General features: G+C 39.5%; 22 protein-coding genes and 1 pseudogene. 7 read left to right on the top strand and 16 right to left on the bottom strand.

Annotation, left to right across the window (positions count from 1 at the left end; all coding sequences use genetic code 11):
• Window positions 1-40 precede the first annotated feature (40 nt).
• The 4 genes and pseudogenes from GXK58_RS12975 (at window position 41) to xerS (ending at window position 2,994) form a co-directional block, all read left to right on the top strand.
• Entirely contained in the window at window positions 41-937 is an 897-nt protein-coding gene (locus tag GXK58_RS12975) for an FAD:protein FMN transferase (RefSeq protein WP_160723744.1), read from the top strand.
• 79 nt (window positions 938-1,016) lie between these two features.
• Entirely contained in the window at window positions 1,017-1,466 is a 450-nt protein-coding gene (locus GXK58_RS12970; protein ID WP_202171354.1) for a hypothetical protein, read from the top strand.
• Window positions 1,467-1,521: 55 nt separating this feature from the next.
• Window positions 1,522-1,605 (top strand): annotated as a pseudogene (locus GXK58_RS12965) (oxidoreductase); the annotation flags it as partial.
• Window positions 1,606-1,905: 300 nt separating this feature from the next.
• Complete coding sequence (xerS, locus tag GXK58_RS12960) at window positions 1,906-2,994, top strand: tyrosine recombinase XerS (protein WP_160723478.1); 1,089 nt, start codon at window positions 1,906-1,908, stop codon at window positions 2,992-2,994.
• A gap of 526 nt (window positions 2,995-3,520) precedes the next feature.
• On the opposite strand, the gene GXK58_RS12955 is transcribed toward xerS, so the two are convergent.
• The 6 genes from GXK58_RS12955 to GXK58_RS12930 all read right to left on the bottom strand — a co-directional run bounded on the left by GXK58_RS12955 (window position 3,521) and on the right by GXK58_RS12930 (window position 11,837).
• Window positions 3,521-4,270, bottom strand: coding sequence for a hypothetical protein (locus GXK58_RS12955; protein WP_160723476.1), 750 nt, complete (start codon window positions 4,268-4,270; stop codon window positions 3,521-3,523).
• 102 nt (window positions 4,271-4,372) lie between these two features.
• A complete protein-coding gene (parC, locus tag GXK58_RS12950; RefSeq protein ID WP_160723474.1) occupies window positions 4,373-6,811 on the bottom strand; it encodes a DNA topoisomerase IV subunit A in 2,439 nt (812 codons plus the stop codon).
• Entirely contained in the window at window positions 6,808-8,787 is a 1,980-nt protein-coding gene (parE, locus tag GXK58_RS12945) for a DNA topoisomerase IV subunit B (RefSeq protein ID WP_160723472.1), read from the bottom strand. The genes parC and parE overlap by 4 nt, the downstream gene beginning before the upstream one ends.
• Window positions 8,788-9,076: 289 nt before the next feature.
• The gene (locus GXK58_RS12940; RefSeq protein ID WP_160723470.1) at window positions 9,077-9,490 is read right to left on the bottom strand and encodes a CoA-binding protein; all 414 of its coding nucleotides are present in this window, start codon (window positions 9,488-9,490) and stop codon (window positions 9,077-9,079) included.
• A gap of 97 nt (window positions 9,491-9,587) precedes the next feature.
• Window positions 9,588-10,520: a sensor histidine kinase gene (locus GXK58_RS12935; RefSeq protein ID WP_160723468.1), complete on the bottom strand. Its 933-nt coding sequence runs from the start codon at window positions 10,518-10,520 to the stop codon at window positions 9,588-9,590.
• 24 nt (window positions 10,521-10,544) lie between these two features.
• Window positions 10,545-11,837, bottom strand: coding sequence for a GGDEF domain-containing response regulator (locus GXK58_RS12930; RefSeq protein ID WP_160723466.1), 1,293 nt, complete (start codon window positions 11,835-11,837; stop codon window positions 10,545-10,547).
• A gap of 360 nt (window positions 11,838-12,197) precedes the next feature.
• Between GXK58_RS12930 and plsY the strand changes: the two genes are divergently transcribed.
• Window positions 12,198-12,797, top strand: a complete 600-nt coding sequence (gene plsY, locus GXK58_RS12925; RefSeq protein ID WP_160723464.1) for a glycerol-3-phosphate 1-O-acyltransferase PlsY — start codon at window positions 12,198-12,200, stop codon at window positions 12,795-12,797.
• A 388-nt stretch (window positions 12,798-13,185) separates the two neighbouring features.
• On the opposite strand, the gene GXK58_RS12920 is transcribed toward plsY, so the two are convergent.
• The 9 genes from GXK58_RS12920 to acnA form a co-directional block, all read right to left on the bottom strand.
• Window positions 13,186-13,482, bottom strand: coding sequence for a hypothetical protein (locus GXK58_RS12920; protein ID WP_160723462.1), 297 nt, complete (start codon window positions 13,480-13,482; stop codon window positions 13,186-13,188).
• A 48-nt stretch (window positions 13,483-13,530) separates the two neighbouring features.
• Window positions 13,531-13,959, bottom strand: coding sequence for an acyl-CoA thioesterase (locus tag GXK58_RS12915; RefSeq protein ID WP_160723460.1), 429 nt, complete (start codon window positions 13,957-13,959; stop codon window positions 13,531-13,533).
• Between the two features lie 20 nt (window positions 13,960-13,979).
• Window positions 13,980-16,316, bottom strand: coding sequence for an AAA family ATPase (locus tag GXK58_RS12910; RefSeq protein ID WP_160723742.1), 2,337 nt, complete (start codon window positions 16,314-16,316; stop codon window positions 13,980-13,982).
• A gap of 122 nt (window positions 16,317-16,438) precedes the next feature.
• Complete coding sequence (gene tlp / locus GXK58_RS12905) at window positions 16,439-16,669, bottom strand: small acid-soluble spore protein Tlp (RefSeq protein WP_160723458.1); 231 nt, start codon at window positions 16,667-16,669, stop codon at window positions 16,439-16,441.
• Between the two features lie 139 nt (window positions 16,670-16,808).
• Window positions 16,809-16,952, bottom strand: a complete 144-nt coding sequence (locus tag GXK58_RS12900) for an acid-soluble spore protein N (protein ID WP_160723456.1) — start codon at window positions 16,950-16,952, stop codon at window positions 16,809-16,811.
• 64 nt (window positions 16,953-17,016) lie between these two features.
• Window positions 17,017-17,148, bottom strand: a complete 132-nt coding sequence (locus GXK58_RS12895) for an FbpB family small basic protein (RefSeq protein WP_160723454.1) — start codon at window positions 17,146-17,148, stop codon at window positions 17,017-17,019.
• A gap of 145 nt (window positions 17,149-17,293) precedes the next feature.
• Window positions 17,294-17,830: a peroxiredoxin family protein gene (locus GXK58_RS12890; protein WP_160723452.1), complete on the bottom strand. Its 537-nt coding sequence runs from the start codon at window positions 17,828-17,830 to the stop codon at window positions 17,294-17,296.
• Window positions 17,831-17,922: 92 nt separating this feature from the next.
• Entirely contained in the window at window positions 17,923-19,644 is a 1,722-nt protein-coding gene (gene abc-f, locus GXK58_RS12885; protein WP_160723450.1) for a ribosomal protection-like ABC-F family protein, read from the bottom strand.
• A gap of 465 nt (window positions 19,645-20,109) precedes the next feature.
• Window positions 20,110-22,818, bottom strand: a complete 2,709-nt coding sequence (acnA, locus tag GXK58_RS12880) for an aconitate hydratase AcnA (RefSeq protein WP_160723448.1) — start codon at window positions 22,816-22,818, stop codon at window positions 20,110-20,112.
• A gap of 323 nt (window positions 22,819-23,141) precedes the next feature.
• Here acnA and sspO point away from each other — a divergent pair, with 323 nt between their 5' ends.
• Entirely contained in the window at window positions 23,142-23,294 is a 153-nt protein-coding gene (gene sspO / locus GXK58_RS12875) for a small acid-soluble spore protein O (protein WP_160723446.1), read from the top strand.
• 69 nt (window positions 23,295-23,363) lie between these two features.
• Here the strand turns inward: sspO and GXK58_RS12870 are convergent, their stop codons facing one another.
• A complete protein-coding gene (locus GXK58_RS12870) occupies window positions 23,364-23,633 on the bottom strand; it encodes a hypothetical protein (RefSeq protein ID WP_160723444.1) in 270 nt (89 codons plus the stop codon).
• Window positions 23,634-23,744: 111 nt separating this feature from the next.
• On the opposite strand from GXK58_RS12870, the gene GXK58_RS12865 reads away from it, so the two are divergent.
• A complete protein-coding gene (locus GXK58_RS12865; RefSeq protein WP_160723442.1) occupies window positions 23,745-23,885 on the top strand; it encodes a small acid-soluble spore protein P in 141 nt (46 codons plus the stop codon).
• Window positions 23,886-23,968 lie beyond the last annotated feature (83 nt).

Here is a 23,968-nt window from a genome sequence, read left to right as displayed (position 1 = left end):
ATGTAATTCTAACGAATTAATTTTTAGGAGGTACGTGATAATGAACGCGGAAAAATTTGTGTTCACATTCAAGTCCATCGGAACTCAATGGGAGATTGAGACACACGAGCAACTGGACCATCGATTGAAACAGCACATACTTCAGCGGACTAATCAATTTGAAGCGACTTACTCACGGTTCCTTCAGGATTCTCTTGTGACTCGAATGGCTACTGCCCCTGAGGGTGGTTGCTTTGACTTCCCAAGTGACGCTGGTACCCTTTTTGCCCTATATGACAAGCTCCACACAGCTACCGGAGGTGCCGTTGACCCTCTTGTAGGGCGTGACCTTGAACTTCTCGGTTACGACCGGACTTATTCGCTTACACCTGTTCCTGAATATTACCAAGCCAAGGAGCATGAAAGGGAGAGAGCCTCGTGGTCAAAGGACGTTATCCGGCATGGTACTTCACTCGTAACACGCCGTCCGCTGGTGATAGATGTTGGAGCAGCTGGGAAGGGCTACCTTGTAGATATTGTCTCTGACATCCTTATAGAGGAAGGATTCACTGAGTTCATTGTAGATGGCAGTGGAGACCTACACCATTCGGGTGAATCCAGCATCCAAGTCGGGCTTGAACACCCGTTTGACCCGAATATGGTAATAGGTGTGGTCAATCTGAAAAACCGTGCCTTGTGTGCTTCTGCAGTTAATAGACGTGCTTGGGGTGATGGTCTGCATCACGTTATCGATGCCCGGACAGGCATTCCTGTGCGAGATGTCGTAGCAACGTGGGTTATTGCAGATGATGCAGCAACGGCAGATGGACTTGCAACGGCACTTTTCTTTACACAGGGTGAGCATCTTGCGGAGGCATTTCGTTTTTCATATGTGAGAATGTTTGTAGATGGTCATGCTGAGTTTTCGCAAAACTTTGACGGTGAGCTTTTTTACTAAGTGCTTAACTGGGGATAGAACATTCGCTTATGCAACATGGTAGGTATCGCCAAGCAAATTGACGAAAGGAGGTATTAGTATGACTACACTTAAAAAGAAAATTATTGTCACAATAGCAGGGATCTCCGTTACCTTTATAATTTCCTCATGCCAAACGACTGATAAGGAATCGGAGCAGTCGAGATACTCTTCTAATTCAGGTGTAAACTCATCGAGCTCGACTGCGATTGAAGAAGCATCATACGCAGACGGTGTTTATGAGGCTACCGGTCAATATGGGAGCCTTCCTTCTTCCATTACTGTCACTGTAACCCTTGTCGATGAAGTTATCACAGATGTCAAAGTCACACCCCATGCAACAAACCCAACATCTCTAGATTTGCAACGTAGTTTCGCAGCCGCTGTCCCACAGGTTGTTGTCGGGAAGCGTATTGACGAGGTTAAAGTGGGTCGCCTAGCAGGATCAAGCGGTACTCCCGACGGGTTCAATGATGCGATTGAACAAATAAAGGAGCAAGCCAACTCTTAGTATCGCTGGCTGCAAACGTGGAAATCACCGTAGGATAGGTATACAATGATGTCTAATACAAAAGATAAAGGTGTTAATAATTACAGGAGCTTCTAGTGGGATTGGAGAGGCGACAGCTAAAGAACTTGCTTCTAAAGGAAAGAGTTAGCACCATTGCTAGGGAAAATAATCTAGAGTATTGACTACGGATGAGTTAATGGCAGGGATTTAACATTTATTAATAGAAGTGCCTGATATTTGATGATTTGGTAGATACTTAATATTAAAGGCAGGGGGGGCTTAAGGAACCCCCTTAACACACATTATAAATTCGTTCGAAACAAAAAGAATTCACGAGGAATAGGATAAAGATACTATTTATTTGGCATACACATAATTACGTAAAATATAAATTTGACGTAATTATGTATATCAAATAAAATGGAAGTGAGGTGTTTTTATGGTAAATCAGGATAAACAAACCAATTTTAAAAAATTACAAACCTTGCTAAACGAACTCCCTTGGTATGTCGATGAGTACATAAATCACAAGCTGCGGAAACTTTCAACAGCATCCTTGTTTAATTACTGTCATGATTACAAGATCTTTTTCAATTGGATGATACTTGAGCAGCTGTATGATGGTCCGATTAAGGATATCCCATTGGAACGACTGGAGCAAATGACAGTTTTAGAGGTTGAAAGCTTTTTAAACTATTTGCATTATCAATTGGAGAACAAAGAATTAACCGTTAATCGCAAATTATCAGCATTAAAGTCACTGTTCAACTATCTGCAAAATATCGCTGAAACACCTGATCTAAAGCCATATATTAACCGTAATGTCATGGCAAAGATCGAATTTAATGAAGTTAAGGATAGCATGGAAACAAAAGCTAATAAAATGGAAGGTAAAATCCTTCTTGGAGACGAATACGAAAAGTTTCGGTTATTTGTGGCAAATGATTACGGCGAATTAAACAAAGAAAATAAAAAGCTTTATAACTTTTATCAGTTAAATAAAGAGCGTGATACGGCAATCGTCTCCTTAATTTTAGGCTCAGGTCTCCGGCTGTCAGAGTTAGTTGGAATTGAATTAGAAGATATCGATTTTAGTAAATATAGTGTAAGAGTGATTAGAAAAGGAAATAAAGAACAATTCGTTTACTTTAGCCAGGTAGCGATGGCGGATCTCCAAGAATATCTTTCTGTACGCACAACTAAATATCAAGTAGATAAAACAAATAAAGCATTATTCATCTCGGCGCCAATTGGTCCTAAAGGCAAATCACGCAGGCTCACCGCACGATCAGTTGAAAAACTAATTGAAAAATATGCTGCTGCATTTGGAAAACCGGCATTATCGGTACATAAACTAAGGCATTCATTTGCTACCAGATACCATGCAGAAATTAATGATGTGCCAAAATTACGACGTCAATTGGGTCATTCATCAATACAGACAACGATGATCTATACTCATATAAAGAATGATGACTTAAAGATTGCTGTTGATAAAATGGATATGCCGAAAGAACAAACTGAGTAGACCTAAGAAAAACTGCCCCCTTTACGGCAGTTTTTTATTTTTATCAGTTTACATAATATTATTATGTAAACATTTTAGTTGATTGTCTCAATAGTTAAGTATACTTAAGATATTGAGACGAAATTAATTTTTTTGTTTGAGTGTTCATACCAATTTCTCTAAGCTTTTTTCGGAATATTTCGCTGTGAAATTTCTATCCTGTTGCCTTAAACAGTTTTTTTGCGGACATTTTTCAGAGGCCTTTTTCTATTTTTGTCTTCAATATCCTCTCTTGGTGCCATTTTACATAGATATTTTATAGTAATTGTCTTCTATGGGCTCTCTTGAGAACAATTCTAAAAGATACTTTTTTATTATTGTCTTCAACACCCGCTCTTGCGAACATTTTTGAGCACTTGTCCTTAGATTTTGGCTTCAATCCCCCCTACTAAAGTAAAATCCTGCATTCTCCCCCCTCCCCTATCTTCTGTTGCCGCTGCTGTTTTCATGAGAAAAAACGCTTGGAAAACTCCAAAGCGCTTTTTCCTCATGAGGGTTTAACGTCCGTTTTAAAAAGCTTCCAATGACCACGATCGTAATACCAAATGGATTCCACATAAGCAATGGTATCCGCATTTACAATCCCTGTTATCCTTTGCTGGCCTTTTAATCCTGTGCGTTCCTTATCAATTTGTATAGGTTCTACACGATTAAAGGTGTTTACGGTTAATTCCATTGGCTCATTTAGTTTTCCTCGATAGTAAAAACCGAGCTTTTTATAATATTCTTTTCGATTTTTCAGGTCAAACAAATATGATTTTCCTGTTTTAGTCAGTTGGACCTCTGCTTTATAACCATTTTTAAAGTTCGCTTCCATCTCTAACGGCTCAGGGACAGTTAGATTTTTCCGTTCAAAGCCCTTTAAGCTGTACAAATAATTTGTTACATCACCCGTGCTGTCATCAGTTAATATATTTGCAAATATATCCTTCAAGCCATCGTTGTCTAAATCCACTAACTTGAGTGATGCCTTTGAACCGCTTTTTAACGTTATGCTATAGGTCTTGCCGTTTGATGCCGTAATATCGATAAAGATTCTTCTTAAGAAGGACTTGTCATCTTGGTCAGGTACTCCCTTTAAAAGGATCGTCTCGTTTTTATTATCGCCCGTTACATCTGCTTCCTGTTCTGTTATCGTAATCGATTTGGCTGTTTTCTCAATCGCATAAACACCGGTTATGGTCGTTAGTGAAATTAGAAAAAATGAAACAATAACAAGGAGCATTTCTTTTTTCATCCAGTTCCCCTCCACATCCTTTTGTTAGCTAGTATGTCCAATTATGGGAAAAAGATGAAAAAAAGGAACCTCTTAATTTCTTAAGAGATTCCGAAAAATGAATTATTCAGTTACCGTTTCTGCAGCTTCAACTTTCAAAACGGTTGTTACTTTACCGTTTTCCTCTTCATCAAGGATAAACGAGCCGTTTGAATAGCGGTCACTATAGCTGATATTAGTTGTTTTCAGTGTTTCTGTATACCCTTTTTCAGTCTGAATGATAATCGTATCTTGCTCATTAGCTACGACAAATCCTTCGATACGATGAGGTTTAGACTTTAATTCCCTTAAAATCACCACACCGCGTTTCGCCCGGGAGGATTTCTCAAATTCTTTTAATTTCATGCGTTTTAAGGCACCGCGCTGGGTAGCAACGACAATCGATTGGCTGCTGTCCGGTGTAATCAGTTTACCCCCGACAACAAAATCGTCATCTTTTAAGTTAATGCCCTTTACTCCGGCAGCCCGCTGTCCGACAATACTAATTTCTTCTTCATGGAACCATAAAGAATAGCCAAAGTGCGTAACTAAGAAAAGTTCCTTAGAACCATCCGTTAGATGTACATCAACCACCTGGTCATCATCTTTTAAATTCACTGCAACAAGTGGTTTCGAGTAGCGCTGTGCCTTGTATGCCTTTAGCTCGGTTTTCTTAACCATACCGTTCTTAGTTACAAACACAAGATAAGCATCTATCTCAAAATCTTTAACTGATATTGCATGGATAATCTCTTCGTCACGGTCGATTGGGATTATGTTGGCTACGTGCTGTCCAAGATCCTTCCAACGGATATCCGGCAGCTCATGTACAGGGCAGAACAAATAGTTCCCCTTGTTGGTAAAGAGCAGCAGGACATCCTTCGTATTCATGTCCAGTTGGGCTAGAAGACGATCCGATTCCTTCATTGCCAGATCTTGTCCGCCGGAAGCCGCAAATGAACGCTGGCTTGTCCGTTTGACATACCCTTCTTGAGTGATTGTCACAATCACATCTTCACTCGGAACAGTGACATCTAGATTTATTTTTATCTCTTCAATTTCTGCTTCAATTTTAGAGCGACGCTCATCCGCAAAGCGCTTCTTCACATCTTTAAGCTCTTTTTTAATAACGGATAAAAGTTTCTTCTCGCTAGCTAAAATACTAGTAAGTTCTTCAACCTTTTTCGCTAATTCTTCTGCTTCATTCTGTAACGCAGTGATATCTGTGTTTGTTAAACGATAAAGTTGTAAAGAAACGATCGCTTCTGCCTGAAGCTCTGTAAATCCGTACTTGGCAATTAAGTTGTCCTTTGCATCGCGTTTGTCCTTAGAAGCACGGATAGTTGCGATCACTTCATCTAGGATCGATAGTGCCTTTATTAACCCTTCTACAATATGCTGACGCTCTTTCGCTTTATTCAAGTCATATTGGGTCCTGCGGGTAACAACTTCTTTTTGATGCCCGATGTAGGCATCTAATAATTCGCGAATCCCCATAAGTACTGGACGCTTATTATGAATAGCTACCATATTAAAGTTATAGGTAACTTGAAGGTCACTATTTTTATATAAGTAATAGAGGACACCTTCTGCATCGGCATCCTTTTTTAACTCTATAACGATTCTTAGACCTGTTCGGTCTGTTTCATCGCGGACTTCTGACATGCCTTCCACTTTTCGGTCAAGACGGAATTCGTCCATCTTCTTAACAAGATTTGCCTTATTAATTTCGTAAGGAATTTCAGTTATAACAATTTGCTGTTTGCCTCCGCGAACCTCTTCAATTTCTGCTTTTCCGCGGACGATGATCTTACCTTTACCCGTTTCATAGGCCTTTTTAATACCCTCAATTCCTTGAATGATACCGCCAGTAGGGAAATCAGGGCCTTTAATAACCGTCAAAAGTTCATCGACTGTTACGTCAGGCTTCTCCATTCTTAATATCACACCGTCAATGACCTCACCAAGATGGTGTGGAGGGATATCGGTTGCATAACCTGCTGAAATCCCTGTTGATCCATTGACGAGAAGGTTCGGGAACATCGCCGGTAAAACGGTTGGTTCCTTAGAGGTATCATCAAAGTTTGGAATAAATTCAACTGTATCCTTTTCAATATCACGTAAAAGTTCAGCGGCAATCGCTGATAACCTTGCTTCTGTGTAACGCATCGCAGCCGGCGGGTCACCATCGACACTACCGTTGTTCCCATGCATTTGAATCAGGACATTTCTAACTTTCCAATCCTGGCTCATCCTTACCATCGCTTCGTAAACAGACGAGTCCCCATGGGGGTGGTAGTTACCAATAACGTTACCCACGGTTTTAGCCGATTTACGGAAGTTTTTCTCAAATGTATTGCCTTCCACATGCATAGCATAAAGAATTCTGCGCTGCACCGGCTTTAACCCGTCGCGCGCATCCGGTAAGGCACGTTCTTGGATAATATACTTACTATATCGCCCGAACCGGTCACCAAGTACATCTTCTAGAGGCAGGTCACGGAATTTTTCTAATGCACTCATTCTGCAGCTTCCTCCTCTGAGACCGTAATATTTTCATTTTCTAAAATGGTGTCATCTTCTTCTAAACCAAAGGCTACGTTACTTTCAATCCATTTACGACGCGGTTCAACTTTGTCACCCATTAAGGTAGTAACGCGTCGTTCCGCTCGTGCGATATCATCGATCTTAACGCGGATTAATGTCCGTGTCTCTGGGTCCATGGTGGTTTCCCATAACTGATCTGCGTTCATTTCGCCAAGACCTTTATATCGCTGAATAATGTAGCCTCGGCCCACTTTCTTAATGGCACCCTGAAGTTCATCTTCGTTCCACGCATATTCAATAATTTCTTTTTTGCCTGAACCCTTACTTACTTTGTATAAAGGCGGAAGGGCAATAAATACTTTCCCTGCTTCAATAAGCGGCTTCATATAGCGATAAAAGAAAGTAAGCAATAATACCTGAATATGAGCACCGTCCGTATCGGCATCTGTCATAATGACGATTTTGTCATAGTTAATGTCTTCTACAGTAAAATCAGCACCAACACCGCCGCCAATTGCGTGAATAATGGTATTAATTTCTTCGTTTTTAAAGATATCGGAGAGTTTTGCTTTCTCTGTATTAATGACTTTACCGCGGAGTGGAAGGACTGCCTGGAAGCGTCGGTCACGGCCTTGCTTGGCTGAACCTCCCGCAGAGTCACCCTCAACCAGGTAAAGTTCATTTTTTTGCGGGTTGCGTGATTGCGCGGGGGTTAGTTTACCAGATAAAATCGTTTCTCCCCGTTTCTTCTTTTTACCGCTTCTCGCATCCTCGCGTGCTTTACGAGCAGCTTCACGAGCCTGATAAGCTTTAATGGATTTTTTTATCAAAATAGAGCTGATATCAGGATTTTCTTCAAGGAAGTAGGAAAGATGCTCAGAAACGACGGAATCTACAGCTGACCTTGCTTCACTGGTACCAAGTTTTCCCTTCGTTTGTCCTTCAAATTGAAGTAATTCCTCTGGGATTCTAACGGAAATAACGGCTGATAATCCTTCACGAATATCATTTCCGTCTAGATTTTTGTCTTTTTCCTTCAACAAGGCAACCTTACGGGCATAGTCATTGAACACCCTTGTCATCGCTGTTCTTGCCCCAACCTCATGCGTACCGCCATCTTTGGTCCGGACATTGTTTACGAAAGACAACATATTTTCTGAATATCCATCATTGAATTGGAAGGAAAAGTCAACTTCGATGCCGTTTTGGATTCCTTCAAAGCTGACAACCGGATGAAGGGTTTCTTTATCTTCGTTTAAATATTCAACAAAAGCCTCAATTCCATTTTCATAGTGGAAAACTTCATGAATATTGTTACGGTCATCAATAATCTCTATTTTTAATCCTTTTAACAAAAAGGCGGATTCTCTCAGCCTTTCAGAAAGGGTTTCGAGGTTATAAGTCGTAGTCGAAAAAATGGTTGGATCCGGCTTAAAGTGGATGGTTGTACCGGTTTGATTCGTTTTGCCGATTTTTTCGAGGGTAGTGACGGGTTTACCACCATTTTCAAAACGTTGTTCATAGACAAATCCGTCTCGTTTAATCGTAACGGTTAACCATTCAGATAAGGCATTCACGACCGATGCACCAACACCGTGCAAACCGCCGCTTGTTTTGTAGCCGCCTTGGCCGAATTTGCCGCCTGCATGGAGCACAGTCAAAATGACCTCAGGTGTTGGTTTTCCCATTTTATGCATACCTGTAGGCATTCCTCTACCCTTATCCATAACGCTTATGGAATTATCTTTGTGTATTCTTACAATGATTTGATCACCAAATCCGCCTAGTGCTTCATCGACAGAGTTGTCTACGATCTCATAAACAAGATGATGAAGACCTCGTGAATCGGTGCTGCCAATATACATACCTGGCCTTTTTCTGACCGCTTCAAGACCTTCTAGTACCTGGATGGCATCATCATTGTAATCAAATGCTTGCTGATTTCTTGCCACTAAAATACCCCTTCCTACCAAAAAACATAATGGCATTTAAGATGCCATTTTCTAATAATTATTAAGTTTAACATTCGTTTAAAAGAGTCATTTATCCTTTAAATTTGTCCAATAGAACTAATGTTTGCCACCCTTATTTTATCACAACTTCTTGTGGCGTCTATGCTTTATTGTAGCGATTTATTTTGATTTGGCAAATATGTAATGAAAAACGACTTATTTTTGTAAAACAATTTAAGCGATTTTTAAGGGGAATTATAAAAAAAAACTGCTAAAAAATAGCAGCTTTTTACCTTGTCATTGCATATTCAATTTTAATGCAGCGATCCATGATCACCGTGTAGCCCTTTTCCTTTAAAAACTCGTAAGCTTCTTCGTTAGCAAGACCTAGCTGAGACCAATAAACATCTGCGTCAATTTGATCAAATTCTTTCGCAACATCGAACAATTGTTCGGAACGGCGAAATACGTTAACGATATCTATATGCCCCTCAATATCTTTTAGAGAGGCGACCGCTTTAACCCCCAAGACTTGATCCACCGCTGGATTAACTGGTATGATTTCGTAGCCTGCATTTTGCATGACCTCTGACACTTGGTAAGAAGCCTTTGCTGGATTATCACTTAAACCTACGACTGCAATTCTTTTCGCCTTATTTAAGATCGCACCAATTTCTTCACGACTTGGATTTTCGATTGCCACTTTTACCACCCCTTGGATTTATTGTCTTTATTTTACTCCTTATTTTATAAAAACCAAAGTAAAAGGAAAAGCCCCCAAAAAGTTTGGGAGCTTAGGATTAGGAAACAGAGACTATTTCCTGCTGTATGGACTGTTTTACCTTAGGTACAGAGAGAACAAAACGGGCACCATATTCATAATTTTCAACTGACGCTGTTCCGTTCATATTTTCAAGAATCATTTTGGTCATGTAAAGACCTAATCCAGTTCCATGCGGTCTAGTGGTGAAATACGGGTCAAAAATTTTATCAAGAATTAGGGGATCAATTCCTCCTGCATTATCAGTAAACTCGGCTCTGACATACTCCTTTGTCTCAATGATTTGAATCTTTATTCTGCGATTCTCCATTTCTTTTTCAACAAACGCATCGCGGGCATTGGTTAAAATATTTAATACCACTTGACTGTATTCGTTAGGAAAACCGTAGGCCATTAGCTCGCCTCTGTATTCAAATTCCATGTTAATTCCGTAATATTTGAGGCTTGATGAAAAAATGGACAAAGCGTCCTCTATCGAACTTCCGATCGAAAAGGGGGTTTTTTCATTATTGGGTTTGTAGAACTTACGAAAATCATTTATCGTCCGGGACATATGCTTAATTTGTATCAAACTTTCCTTGGTGAATTGATCAATATAAATTTCATCCAGCTGACCAAATTCAAACTCTTCACGAACATCTTGAATAATTAGTGATAGGCTATTTAAAGGCTGCCGCCACTGATGACCGATGCTTGCGATCATTTCACCCATTGCAGCAAGTTTTGAATGCTGAATGAGGAGATGGTCTTTTTGTCTATTTTTTTCGACCTCTTCATGAATCTTTTTTTCTAGGTTTCGATTGATCGCTTCGTACTTCTCAGCTAAATCTCGATAGCTTTTTTCACTTTCCTTGAGTTTTTTCATCAGCCCGCAGCTTTTAAACAAGTACAAGGAAATGGTCAAAATAAAGTAACCGATCACCAATGCTAAGGAAATATATACATAAAGCATCCTTGCCACCTCCTTAAACAGTGCTTAGCTGTATACTGTTACCCGGTTTCGCCCATTTTTTTTGGATTCTTCAAGGGCTTGCTCGACTTCTGAGATCAACTCATTTTTTGATTTTCCAAACGTAAACTCTGTAACGCCAAAACTGCAGGTAACCTTACCGATCGAATGATCATATCCTTCTATAATCGATCGGATGGACTCCGCTAATATGCCAGCTTTCTGTCCATCTGTCTCCGGAACTAGCAGGATAAATTCTTCTCCGCCCCAACGGGCAAACATATCGCACTCGCGAATCCGCTGTTGAACAATCGTGGAAACGGTGATTAACACCTTATCTCCTGCCGGTTGACCAAATTGTTCGTTTATAGTACCAAAATTATCAATATCCATTAGTATTAGTGAAAAGGCACGTTCAAAACGCTCGGCACGCCTCATTTCTCCAGCCAAAATCTCTTTGAATTTCTGACGGGTCAAACTGCTCGTCAGGCGGTCAAACATAGATAAATGCTCCCTTTCCCGGCTTTCTTTCTCTAAGTCAGTAATATCTGTTAGTACAAATAAAATTTGTTTAGATTCAGGAATCGGCCCTGCTTTCATCACGTAGTTATAATCGTTACCGAGAGGACCTTTCCACCGCACTTTCGCCACGTTTTTCCCTGTCGAAAAAAATTCCTCCGTCCACCGTGCTTTATCCTTTGGATAAAAATAATGAGGATCTTCAACAAATAAATTGGATAGTAATTGACTTTGATAACGGGCTTGATTACTTACATGGCTGCCTATTCCGGTTACATTAGTAAATGCTTGATTCCACTCAACAATTTCCCCGTCCTCAATAACAAAGATAAGATTATCCTGAAAATCAAGAATAGAACGGGTTAGATTCTTTTGCTTAACCAGTTCTTTCTCCAGCTGGATCTGGTAAACAGATTTCTGAATGGCTTGAAGCAAGGCATCCAAATCGATAGGTTTAAGAATAAAATGGTTGACATTGTTTTCGATCGATTGAAGAAAAAATTCGTTATCATCATGAGCAGTTGTCACAATCACTTGGGCTTTTTCATTTTGAGCCCGGATTTTCTTAATCATTTCCAAACCGCTCATTTGGTTCATTTTTATATCCGCAATAATCAAATCTGGTTTGTATTTTTGGTAGAGTTGTAATCCCTCCAAGCCATCAATCGCTACATGAATGTGAGCAAAACGGCGATTTAACACTCGCAGCAGCTTTTCACGGGAGAATTTCTCATCTTCCACATATAAAACTCTTATATCTGGGTACTGGTATTTAAGATACTGAAGAACACTACTTGCCATATGAACCTCACCTCTCTTTTAGTTTAGTAATGAAGGTATGTAAGAAAACCGACCTCTCTAAGTATGTAACCAGGCCGGTTCTTTCGTTTCTATATTTGATTTTCCTTTATTATAGGTTCACAAAAATTTGCATTCAATCCCTTTATCAACCGTTGCTAAATTCTCCATATATTTGTAATAAAATTGACTATAATTGTTCTAACTTTAGCCTTAAACAGGATAAATAGCACAGGATGGTTGAACTAGCAGGCGGCTTCTAAATTCTTGTATACTTGTGAACTTATTATGAAAGTTTAGTGCTTTTTTGCAAATCCATGGTAAAATAAAAGAACTGGATTCTTTATTGAAGGAGAAATATTAATGGTTCAAATTATCTTGGTCTTAATCCTTGCCTATCTTCTAGGCTCCATTCCTTCTGGTTTAATAGTCGGAAAAACATTCTACAAAATTGACATTCGGGAACATGGAAGCGGGAATTTAGGAGGAACAAACACGTTTCGGACACTCGGGGTAAAAGCAGGATTAGCAGTAACACTTGCTGATATCTTGAAGGGCACATTAGCCGCTGCATTGCCTTTGATTTTCCATGTGGATATCAATCCATTATTGGCTGGTATATTTGCTGTTTTAGGACATACTTACCCCATCTTTGCTGGATTTAGAGGTGGAAAGGCAGTCGCTACATCAGGCGGTGTCGTCTTGTTAGCCGCACCATATATGTTTTTAACAGTTATAGTGGTATTCTTCATAAGTTTGTACATAACCAAATATGTATCGTTATCATCAATGGTTGCAGGTGTTACGGCTGTTTTGTACGCTGTTATATCTGGATTGGTTAGCAGCTGGAATATTCCCTTGCTAATTGTGGTGCTTTTGTTAGCATCGTTCGTGACCTACCGCCACAGGGCAAACATTAAGCGAATAATGAATAACACCGAACCGAAAATTAAATGGCTCTAGAGAGACGATCTCTAGAGCCATTTTTTTTATTATATTCGAAGCAATTGAAACCGCTTCTTGCCTAATACATCTTCTACATAATCAAGTTTTGTATTTTCAAAGTAAACCATATCATTTTCATGGATAAGGATGATGATATCTTCGAATTCGAACGTATGATCTCCTTTGATTTTCTGCTCTTCCAGAGACAGATTCAGCTTAGGCCCGCCTCAGCCAATCCCCATCGTTAAGCGCAGGAACAACCGTTCGTCCTCTGTTTTTTTCTCTGATTGAATCGTGTCAGCTAATTTATGGTAAGCACTCTCTGTTATTTTAAACATATCGATTCTCCTATTTTTTCGGTACTAATTGGTGATAGATGGGCAAGCTCGAAAATGCTTTTACTGTTTTATTTACCCCATAGATGCTCGCTTAAGCCCTCTTTTTGTAAGATCTCAGTTTGCCATTCACCTAGTAAATCAAAGTGAGAATAACCATCTTTTCGGTGATGAATCCATTCCTTTTTTAGTCCGTACTTTTTACCCCAAGCGGCTAGTTTGTCTAAGTCCAGACAACCGACCTTAGTAACCGTCTTACATTCCGGGAAGCGTTCATCGAGCCAAAAATGGGTTAAAAATGCAATTTCGCCTTGATCAATCCTTTTTTTCCATTCAAGAAGTTCTTTTCTCTTAATGCCAAAAGCCACTTTCTAATTCACCTCAAGTCCCTTGGGGAAAACAGTTCTTAAAACAAATTAATTCTTCTTAATTTCTTCGTATTTCAAAAACCAGTCCGGAAAAGCTCTTTTAAAAGAAGTAGGTCTAAAATTATCTTTTTTCACAATGATATGGGTTGAAGTTCCTTCCGCACATACCTCGTCATTTCCATTGACAATGGTGTAGGAATAGATGGTCTTAATTCCATCATTTAAAGATACCCAGGTCTTCACAAATGCTTGATCACCGTATCTTAGCGGTTTTTTATAAGTAATTTGGATATCATACACGGGGGCATAGAAGCCTGCTTCCTCCATCGAAAGATAACTATAACCTATGTCTTCTATAAATCCAGTCCTGCCGAGTTCAAAGAATTTCAGGTAATTGGCATGATAAATGACACCCATCATGTCCGTATCTGCATAATATAGTTGAATTTCTCTTGTCGAGACAAAATAATTTTCCAAAGTAAACTTCCTTTCATTCGTCAATAGGCTGAAAGTTTTCCAAGTGCTTTTTCCACATCTTCGATTTCAAGATAGGCCGCTTTTTCTAGAAGACTTTCTTCCTCTTCTTTATCCATTAAACGCAAGGCTTGTGCCTGGATCATTTCATCTACTAAATTGGAAGCAAACCGGCCGTTGCCTGTAAAGCGCTCGGCCTCCATCGATTGCAGCAATAGGTTCTTCGCATCATCCGTGAGATGATACTGAAATTTACCCGCATAATTAGACATAATTTCAAGTAATTCTTCATTTGAGTAGTCTAGGAAGAGGAAGAACTTTTTAAAACGGGAACGCAGTCCAGGATTGCTTTCAAGTAATTGATCCATTTCATTTGGATAACCCGCTAAAACAACGACCAAATTCTCATTTTGCTTTGTCATTTCATCAACAAGGGTATCAATAACTTCTTTTCCGAAATCACCAGATGTTTGGCTAATGAGAGAATAGGCCTCATCAATGAACAGAACTCCACCTAATGCCTCTTTAATCTTTTGTTTAGTTTTCCCCGCTGTCTGCCCTACAAAGCCCGCTACAAAGTCGGCCCGGCTTGCTACAATGAGGTGGCCCCTTTTTAAAATCCCACACTCTTTTAAAAACTCTGCGTAGATTTTTGCTACAGTAGTTTTCCCTGTCCCAGGGTTGCCCGTAAATACGGCATGCAGCTGGATAGGTACGGTGGGCAAGCCTTTTTTTCTTCTGAATTGCTGCATTTTCACAAAGGAAATTAGTGTTTTTAGTTCACCCTTTAAGGAAGTTAATCCAATTAATTGATTCAACTGTTGCTGCGGAGTTTCCGAAAGAGTTTCTGTCTCGGTCTGAAAGTCCTCTTGATCGAGAAACATCATATCTAGGATGTCACTATCTGCTGCACGATCTTCGGCCCCTTTTTTAAAAATAGCATCCAAAACGATATTGTGAACGGTTCTGGCGTTGCCAAATGTATCATCAACCCGTTCCTTTTCAAGCCGATGATGGATTTCAAGCTTAGATTCTTCGGTTAGGAGATAGTCATTTTCTGCCGCAACTAGCTCGGAGATCTGAATTAATTCTTCATTAGAGTAATTCGGCAGATGAATAAAGTTAGATTGCGGGAACCGGCTTCGTAATCCAGGATTGGCATGTATAAAAGAACGCATTTCATCGGGATAACCCGCTAATATAACGGCGAATTTCCCGCCATATTCTCTGCTCGTCATTAAAGAAACAAGAGTATCAATCGCCGCTTGTCCATAATCATTTCCTGATTGGCCTTCACGCTTTAAGCTATAGGCTTCATCAATAAACAAAACACCGCCCACCGAACGTTCCACAATCGACCGGACATTTTCTTCTGTTTGCCCGACAAAGGATCCAACTAAATGAGACCGGTTTGTCTCGATGACTTCCTCTCTGGGTAAAGCGCCAAGCTCGTAATAAATCTTTGCTAATAATCTGGCTAAGGTGGTTTTTCCTGTTCCAGGATTACCTGTCAAAATCATATTAAGACTAAGTTCGTCCTTCATATGAAAGCCAAGTTCTTTTCGCTGTTTTTGGTATTGGAGATAACGATAAAAATCATGAACGCGCTTCTTAACTAAATCCATCCCGACCATTTTTTGCAGCTGATCAAGGGCATTTTCTGTATCAGCAACTGGTGTTTCTTCCTCAATAAATTGCTGGGCCCAAGTCTGTTTTATCTCTTCAATGGCAGCCATATGCAATTTTAGATCATCATAATAAGTGGATGTATGGAAAACACCTGTAATGGATTGGTTATACTCTTCAGCTGCTTTTAATAAACTTCCTGTTTCCTCAATGGCAGATGAAAGTAAATTGGCAAGTGTTTCATATCTTTGAAGCAAACTCTTCATTTCAAAATTTTGAGCGTCTATAATCATTTTTTGCAATTCGCTGAGGTTCTCATCTGCGTCTGTTAAAAAATGCTGGCATACTTCAATATATTCTTCCGCTGTTTTCTTTTTAGCGGTGCGATTATCTGTTTCCCGCATCGAAGGAAACGTTAGTAAGGTTAAAAGGTCCTGCATCTTTTTCCAGTCTGATTGTACGGTGTATTCCCTTGCTTTTTGGTTTTGGGGATTTAATGTTAGTGCCTTGTCCAGCCATACCCCTGCGATCGAGTCATTTTTATTTTGATACAGTCTTGAATAAGCGCCAAACGTTAATAGCTTAGATAAAATAAACGGATCCGTTTCATATCGAATCGCATTTATTAACTTTGCTTCATCATAAATAAACCCTGATTGATTAAATTCATGTTCCCATTGTTGAACCTGATCTTGGGAATGTGAAAGATTGTTGTCCAATTGATTCAAAATCATCACTCTTCTAATTAATATTCTATTGTTGCACGTCTCCCTATCTTACCATAGTCAGATACACTAGTTAAAATAAGAGGTCTTAAAAAAGAACCTGTTCGATTTTTTGAACAGGTCCTTGGCAGTTATTCGCTTTTGTTTTTTGCTTCGTCTTTTACTTCTGAGCGGAAGGATTCAATGCTTTCACGTCTGCGTTCATTTTTCGCATGGATTTGCTCTTTTTGGGTTTCGCTGTCTGTGAATGCAAGCGACTCCTCAGCAGCTTCCATATTCTCAATTGTATTGTGAATCATTGATTGAAGTTTTTCCACGTTATCGCTGCGATCATCAGGATTTGGTTTGTTGTTATATGCCATGGTCAACATCCTCCTAAAGTGTGTTTGGTACAGATATAGTTTGTAACGGAAAGCCAAATTTATCACTGGAGAATTATTGGAAAGTTAAAACAAAAAGACCCGATGGCTGTTGCTGCCACCGGGTCTTATATATTTGAGATTATTCACCTTTTGTTTGAATGACTTGAGCATGTTTCCCAGAAGTATCATTCATTTTTTTTCCGTTATTTCCACTGAAGCCTCTTGGCTGCGTGCCTAAATGGCTCGGTGTGTAAGCTTGAAAATGTTTTTTTGGATTACCCATGTTCAATCCCCCCTTACTAACATTTTGCCCATAAGAAGGGGAAGCATGATTGGAAACTCTTGTGTTACTCCGCTTTGCCGAGGCGTTTTTCTTCTAAACGCTGTTCAATTTTTTCCATTGCCGCACGGTCTTTTAATAATTGCGATTTATTTTCTAATACAAGTTCTGCAAATGAACGTTTTCTAGGTTTTCTCACTGTTATCACCATCCTTATTACTTATTCTAACAGTTATTATGCCCGGAAACGGTTGCAATTATTACAACTTTTTGAAAATTTTAAGAAAATAATCATCTAAACGGATGTTCGATTGAAAAAAAGACATTGGCAAATGCCAATGTCCTTAATTTAATTCCTGCATATATTTTTTCATTACATCAAGCTTCATTGAACCTGTATATTTCTTTTGGATAATCCCTTTACTATTAATAAAATAAGTCGTCGGGATTGATAATATTTGGTACGCTTCATTTACTTTGTCTTCTGCATCCAGAAGGATAGGGAATGTTATCTTATTTTTATCTACAAATCCTTGTACATCCAATTGAGGATCAATATTAACAGCTAAAATAACAGTATCATTTCCCACTTGTTTTGAGAACTGTTCCATTGCTGGCATTTCCTCTTTACAAGGCGGACACCAGGTTGCCCAGAAATTGAGCATCACTTTTTTCCCTCTTAAATCCGATAATTTTACGGTGTCACCAGTTAATGTTTTAAGTGTAAAGTCAGGTGCCGAAGCCCCGATTGAGAGTCCTTCGGTTGCTGTGGATGCTTCGGTTGCCGTTTGCGGATCTTCAGTCTTTTTATCCATTGCCTGAACAATAGCAACTGTCAATAAGCTTACTAAACCAACGGCGGCAATTACTTTTTTTATCATCCCGGAACCTCCTTTGTTTCTTCTTCTGATATAACGATTTTACACTATAAACTCAGTTGAAACAAAATAACTCTTGCCAAAGTTGTGACAAATCATTTTGTCAATTCCTTTTTCTGCTTTAGTAACAGCTTAAATTCTTGATCTAATACAAGATATTGAGGATCTTTTTGATCGATCATTGATAACTGGCCTAAAATATTCGCAATTTTATTTTCAATAATCAATAACTCTTCTTTAGAGCTTTCAGCATTTTTGTTGCTCTTGGGATGTAAATATTCCTCCGGTTTCTTTTCCACCCGTTTAACCCGCTGTTCCTCAAATACAAGCAGCCGGTCACAGAGCTTATTTAGGAAATAGTAATCATGAGAGACAGCAATAATTGATCCTTTAAATTCTGATAATGTTTTTTCCAGCTGCTCCCTGCTCGGCAAATCCAGATGATTGGTTGGTTCATCAAGAATCAGGACATCGTAAGCTTTCATTAATAAATCCGTAAGCTTTACTCTTGTACGTTCCCCAAGACTTAAGGTCCCAATTGGCTTCATGATGTGTTGTTCTTTTAGTCCTAAGTTAGCAAGCATTGTTCTTGCTCTAAAAATGTCTTCTCTATCGGTTAACCCAAGTGCTTCAAGGGGCGTTTGGTCAGCGGGAAGATCATTTACATCCTGACTTAAATAAGCAATTTTTAACGATTCACTCTTCCAAATCTCGCCATCAGAACAAGTCTCTTCACCTAAGATCATCCTAATTAAAGTCGTTTTACCACAGCCGTTTTCACCTAATAGGCCAATTCTCTCACCATAATTGATATAAAAATGTGACCTCTGAAATAGGGGTTGACTATCGAACCCTTTAGCTAAATTCTTGGCCTCAATAATCCGCTTTCCTCTTTTTCCATGGGCATCAAACTGAAATTTAACCTCCGCTTCTTCGATTGGCTTTTCAATTTTACTTTTAGCCAATTCACTTTCAAGCCGTTTCATTTTTGATTTGATTTGGCTATCGCGTTTTTTAGCTTTCGCACGATGATATTCTTTAATACCAAATTGTCTTTTTGAAGGACCTGTTCCTTTTTTAGTTGAGTCCCGATGAGCTTTTTCCGACCAGGATTTTAATTGCTGCATCTGGGATTCCACTGATTCTATGTGTCGCTGCTGAACTTGATATGCATGCTTTTTACTTTCAAGCCTTCTTTGTTTTTCAAGAATGTAATCACTGTAATTACCGTTGTAAAACTGAATTTTACTATTTTCTAGTTCAAATATTTGATTTACCGTTTGATCGAGGAAATGACGGTCATGTGAAATAATCAACACGGGTCCCTTAAATTCACCTAATTCGGAAACGAGCCAGTTTATTCCTTTAAAATCGAGATGATTGGTTGGTTCATCCAAAATCAAAAATTCTGGCTTTGATGCCCAGATGTGAGAAAGGGCAAGTTTCAGTTTTTCTCCTCCGCTTAGATTCAGCATGCGTTCCTTGTTCCAGTCATAAGCCTTATTAAGGCCTAATTCCTTTGTAAATTGAAATATGTCCTCACGCGTATGGCTGGTGAACTGACTAATCTCATAATCAATCGATTGCGATAAAAAACCTATTTTTATATGGTCAGCCATTTCTACTTTACCTTTGTCTGGATCCAGTTTCCCCAGCAACAGTTTGGCGAGGGTGGTTTTACCTGAGCCATTACTGCCGACAAGTCCGATGCGGTCACCATTTTTTATTTCAAAATCGATATTCTCGAGTACCTTCCTCAGTTGAAAACTTTTATCTAAATCAGTAACTTTTACAATCACTTTTTGATTTGTAAGCATAAAAAAACTCCCTTCATTTGAACCTGAAAGAGAGTTTTATGTCATATGTTCAATACCGAAAAATCCAACACCAAATAAACCTGTAACAAGGATTAAATGACTCGGTATAAACGATTTAGGACATAAAAAAGGACAGACTAATCCCATTCTTCAGGTTCAACATTTTTCGTTATTCGAATAATGTGCTGAAAAATAAGATTAATACTTCATTCGCCCTTTGTTCATTCCTTTACGTTTTGATATTTATATTTTATTGATAAAAGTACAATTTTGTCAACATTTTCTATTAATAAAACACCATGCCTATTAAGATATGGTGTTCAGTATAGTACTTAGAAAATAGTCTAGCTGAAGCGCCTAGGGGCTCGGGGTCATAAGCCAATCCGTCAAGAAGGTTAAAAAGCAACCTTCTCGCCGGCTCGTCTTATGCCTGTCGCCCCTGTTCAAGGCGCTTCCGCTTTCTAATTAAGCTTCTTGTAATTTTTCACGAAGTACCATTTGCAGGATTCCGCCGTGACGGTAGTAATCGATTTCTACTTCAGAGTCAAAACGAACAAGAACTTCGAATTCTTTCTTGTTGCCAGCTTCGTCAGTAGCCGTTACTTTTACAAGATCACGAGGTTTTACATTCTCGTCTACTTGAACTTCGAATGTTTCTTTACCAGTTAAACCAAAGGTTTCAGCGTTTTCGCCTTCTTTGAATTGAAGTGGAAGCACGCCCATTAACACGAGGTTAGAACGGTGGATACGCTCAAAGCTTTCAGCAAGAACTGTTTTAATGCCAAGCAGGTTTGTACCTTTAGCAGCCCAGTCACGGGAAGAGCCCATTCCGTAGTCCTTACCAGCAAGAACCATTAGTCCAGTTCCATCTGCTTTGTACTTCATGCAAGCATCATAGATTGATGTAACTTCGCCTGTTGGCCAGTAAGTAGTGAAGCCGCCCTCTGTACCTGGTGCGATTTGGTTACGGATACGAATGTTTGCAAATGTTCCGCGCATCATTACTTCATGGTTACCACGGCGGGACCCATAAGAGTTAAAGTCGCGAGGCTGTACGCCTTTTTCTAACAAATACTTACCAGCTGGAGTATCTTTACCGATTGCTCCTGCAGGTGAAATATGGTCAGTTGTTACAGAATCTCCAAACTTACCAACAATACGAAGGCCTGCTAAAGGTTCTACAGTACCTGGTTCAGGTGATAAGCCTTCGAAGAAAGGCGGGTTAGCAATGTATGTGGAATCTTCATCCCAAGCATATAATGGCTCATTGCTAGTTTTGATTTGGTTCCAGCGCTCGTTGTCACCAAACACGTTTTCATATTCTCTGCGGAATAATTCTGGAGTAACGGTGCGTTTTACAACATCGTTTACTTCAGCAGTTGATGGCCAGATATCCTTGAAGAATACATCGTTGCCATCTTTATCTTTACCGATTGCTTCAGTAGCAAAGTCGATGTTTACTGTACCAGCAAGGGCGTAAGCAACAACTAATGGCGGTGAAGCAAGGTAGTTAGCTTTTACAAGCGGGTGAATACGTCCTTCGAAGTTACGGTTACCTGAAAGAACAGATGTAACTAAAAGATCGTTTTCCGCAATTGTTTTTTCGATTTCTTCTTTTAATGGACCTGAGTTACCGATACATGTTGTACAACCATAACCTACAAGGTTAAAGCCAATTTGCTCAAGGTATGGAAGTAAACCAGAATCGTGAAGGTAACCAGTTACAACCTTAGAACCTGGTGCTAAAGAAGTTTTGACGAATTTAGGAACTTCCATTCCAAGTTCGACAGCTTTTTTCGCAACAAGGCCTGCACCCACAAGAACATATGGGTTAGATGTATTTGTACAGCTTGTGATTGAAGCGATCGCTACTGCACCAGTTTTGATGGTAGTTTCATCGCCATTTTTAAACTTAGCCACTGCAGACTTTTCAAGCTCATCCGCTTGCAAACCAAAACCTTGGTTTCCTTGTGGAGCCGAAACAGCTGTTACGAATTCTTCTTTCATTTTTGAAAGAGGAATTAAGTCTTGTGGACGTTTTGGTCCAGAAAGGTTTGCTTCAATTTCAGCAAGGTCGATTTCGATTACATCTGTGTAAACAGGTTCAAATGATGGGTCGAAGAATAATCCGTTCGCTTTGCAATATTCTTCAACCACTTTCACTTGCTGCTCGTCACGGCCAGTTAGGCGTAAGTAGTTAAGTGATTCGTCGTCGATTGCGAAGAATCCGCAAGTTGCACCGTATTCAGGTGCCATGTTTGCAATTGTTGCACGGTCTGCTAGTGGCAATGAAGGTACACCAGGGCCGAAATACTCAACAAATTTACCAACTACACCATGTTTACGAAGAATTTGAGTTACTTTAAGGGCAAGGTCGGTTGCAGTTGCACCATTTGGAAGCTCTCCAGTTAACTTTACACCAACAACTTCTGGTACAGGGAAGTATGAAGGCTGACCAAGCATCCCGGCTTCTGCTTCGATACCGCCAACGCCCCAGCCAAGTACGCCAAGACCGTTAATCATTGTTGTATGAGAGTCAGTTCCTACTAATGAATCTGGATATGCCTCTAGTTCGCCATCAACTTCTGCCACATGGACAACATCTGCTAAGAATTCAAGATTTACTTGGTGTACAATCCCTGTAGCAGGCGGTACTGCACGATAGTTATTAAATGACTTTTGTGCCCAGTTTAGGAACTGGTAACGTTCAGCATTACGTTCAAATTCATAGTCCATGTTGATTTTTAAGGAATCAGAAGCCCCGTAAGCATCAACCTGTACAGAGTGGTCGATAACAAGATCGACTGTCTTCTCTGGATTAATTTTGTCTGGGTCTCCTCCAAGGTCAGCCATTGCTTTTCTCAAAGAAGCAAGGTCAACAACTACAGGAACACCTGTAAAGTCTTGAAGAATAACACGTGTCGGTTTAAATGGAACGTCCACTTCTTTTAGCTCAGCAGTTCCCCATTTTGCTAAGTTCTCAACGTGTTCTTTTGCGATTACGCGGCCATCATATTGGCGAAGTACAGATTCAAGTAAAACCTTTACAGAATAAGGCAATTTAGAAACATTGCCGATACCTGCTTCTTCCAAAGCGCTTAAACGATAATAGTGGTACCGTTTACCGTTTGCTTCGAAGGAAGAACGGGCGTTAAATACATCATTTTTAACCATGTGTAACTCCCCCTGCTCGTCATTCTTAAATTCTCGAAAAGTCTTAAAATTTGAATATTCCCATTCATCTTCACTTTTCTCACAATTCTTATCTTAATACAACCTCTAAGATAAGTAAATAACAAGAAAGTTATTGTGATTGATAAGTTTTTCTTATGCTAATTATGTATTTTGTTCAGAATATTTTGAAAAACCAAACGCTACAAGCATGTAATTTGAATTTTAGGAAAATCAGACTTTTCTATAATATTATCGCAAAAAACTTTTATTTTGTCATGTTTTAAGTGTGGAAGGAAATATTAAAATTGTAGGAGGTGATTGGGATGGCAAAACGTAAGTCTAATCATGTAATTCCAGGTATGAATGCGGCAAAGGGTCAAGGCGTTGGCGCAGGATTTAATGAGGAATTGGCCAGTGAGCCAGAGTTAACCGCTAAGGAAAGAATGAACAACAAAAAACGAAAGAAAAATCAATAATATAGTCCTGCTGTGCTTGCTCAGTCGTGCAGTTAGACAAAAAGCAGGAGGATTAACCCTCCTGCTTTTTTAGTCCTCTTGATTCACTTCTGCAACCATACTTTGAAGGTCTTGCTGAAAACGTTCTAATTGTGCTCTTTGATGCTCTGATGCCACTTCTAAGGCATTTTCAATTTGTTGATAGGCCTCATTCACTTCATCCTTTAAATGCTTCAGCTGATGACCGTAGCTGGCACTGTCACTAACAATTGTCTCAAACAGACCTTGCGCATTTTCATATCCTTGCTGAGCCGCTTGAAAAGCTTGTTGTTTGTCTTTGTTGTAAGGATATTTATCCATATCTCTCATTCACTCCTTCATTTTATATACCGTTAAATTGCACAGAACAATAAAAATTATTCAGCATAAAAACACTTATTGACTGCATCCTAACAGTAGGAGGGATGAAAAATGGTTAACAAAAATGATGGAAAAGATATGCGTAAAAATGCACCAAAACAATCAGGCCAGCCTGAACCACTGAGTGGTTCTCATAAAGTTAAGAACCGTAACCACTCACGTAATAATCATAATGCTGGCCACGATATGTAAAAATATTGCAGCGCCCTGATTATGCGCAGCAGCTGAACATAAAAAACAGAAACGCCCTGCCGATCAATCAGGGCGTTTCTGTT

It is taken from the genome of Bacillus sp. USDA818B3_A (assembly GCF_009928415.1).
Classification (GTDB): Bacteria; Bacillota; Bacilli; order Bacillales; family Cytobacillaceae; genus Neobacillus.
This window is presented reverse-complemented; position numbering and strand designations above follow the sequence as displayed.

What these genes read in the sequence shown, in the direction of transcription:
- GXK58_RS12975 (WP_160723744.1), top strand. Translation starts at nt 41, where the DNA reads ATGAACGCGGAAAAATTTGTGTTCACATTCAAGTCCATCGGAACTCAA.
- GXK58_RS12970 (WP_202171354.1), top strand. Translation starts at nt 1,017, where the DNA reads ATGACTACACTTAAAAAGAAAATTATTGTCACAATAGCAGGGATCTCC.
- xerS (WP_160723478.1), top strand. Translation starts at nt 1,906, where the DNA reads ATGGTAAATCAGGATAAACAAACCAATTTTAAAAAATTACAAACCTTG.
- GXK58_RS12955 (WP_160723476.1), bottom strand. Translation starts at nt 4,270, where the DNA reads ATGAAAAAAGAAATGCTCCTTGTTATTGTTTCATTTTTTCTAATTTCA.
- parC (WP_160723474.1), bottom strand. Translation starts at nt 6,811, where the DNA reads ATGAGTGCATTAGAAAAATTCCGTGACCTGCCTCTAGAAGATGTACTT.
- GXK58_RS12935 (WP_160723468.1), bottom strand. Translation starts at nt 10,520, where the DNA reads ATGCTTTATGTATATATTTCCTTAGCATTGGTGATCGGTTACTTTATT.
- GXK58_RS12930 (WP_160723466.1), bottom strand. Translation starts at nt 11,837, where the DNA reads ATGGCAAGTAGTGTTCTTCAGTATCTTAAATACCAGTACCCAGATATA.
- plsY (WP_160723464.1), top strand. Translation starts at nt 12,198, where the DNA reads ATGGTTCAAATTATCTTGGTCTTAATCCTTGCCTATCTTCTAGGCTCC.
- GXK58_RS12910 (WP_160723742.1), bottom strand. Translation starts at nt 16,316, where the DNA reads ATGATTTTGAATCAATTGGACAACAATCTTTCACATTCCCAAGATCAG.
- tlp (WP_160723458.1), bottom strand. Translation starts at nt 16,669, where the DNA reads ATGGCATATAACAACAAACCAAATCCTGATGATCGCAGCGATAACGTG.
- GXK58_RS12900 (WP_160723456.1), bottom strand. Translation starts at nt 16,952, where the DNA reads ATGGGTAATCCAAAAAAACATTTTCAAGCTTACACACCGAGCCATTTA.
- GXK58_RS12890 (WP_160723452.1), bottom strand. Translation starts at nt 17,830, where the DNA reads ATGATAAAAAAAGTAATTGCCGCCGTTGGTTTAGTAAGCTTATTGACA.
- abc-f (WP_160723450.1), bottom strand. Translation starts at nt 19,644, where the DNA reads ATGCTTACAAATCAAAAAGTGATTGTAAAAGTTACTGATTTAGATAAA.
- acnA (WP_160723448.1), bottom strand. Translation starts at nt 22,818, where the DNA reads ATGGTTAAAAATGATGTATTTAACGCCCGTTCTTCCTTCGAAGCAAAC.
- sspO (WP_160723446.1), top strand. Translation starts at nt 23,142, where the DNA reads ATGGCAAAACGTAAGTCTAATCATGTAATTCCAGGTATGAATGCGGCA.
- GXK58_RS12870 (WP_160723444.1), bottom strand. Translation starts at nt 23,633, where the DNA reads ATGGATAAATATCCTTACAACAAAGACAAACAACAAGCTTTTCAAGCG.
- GXK58_RS12865 (WP_160723442.1), top strand. Translation starts at nt 23,745, where the DNA reads ATGGTTAACAAAAATGATGGAAAAGATATGCGTAAAAATGCACCAAAA.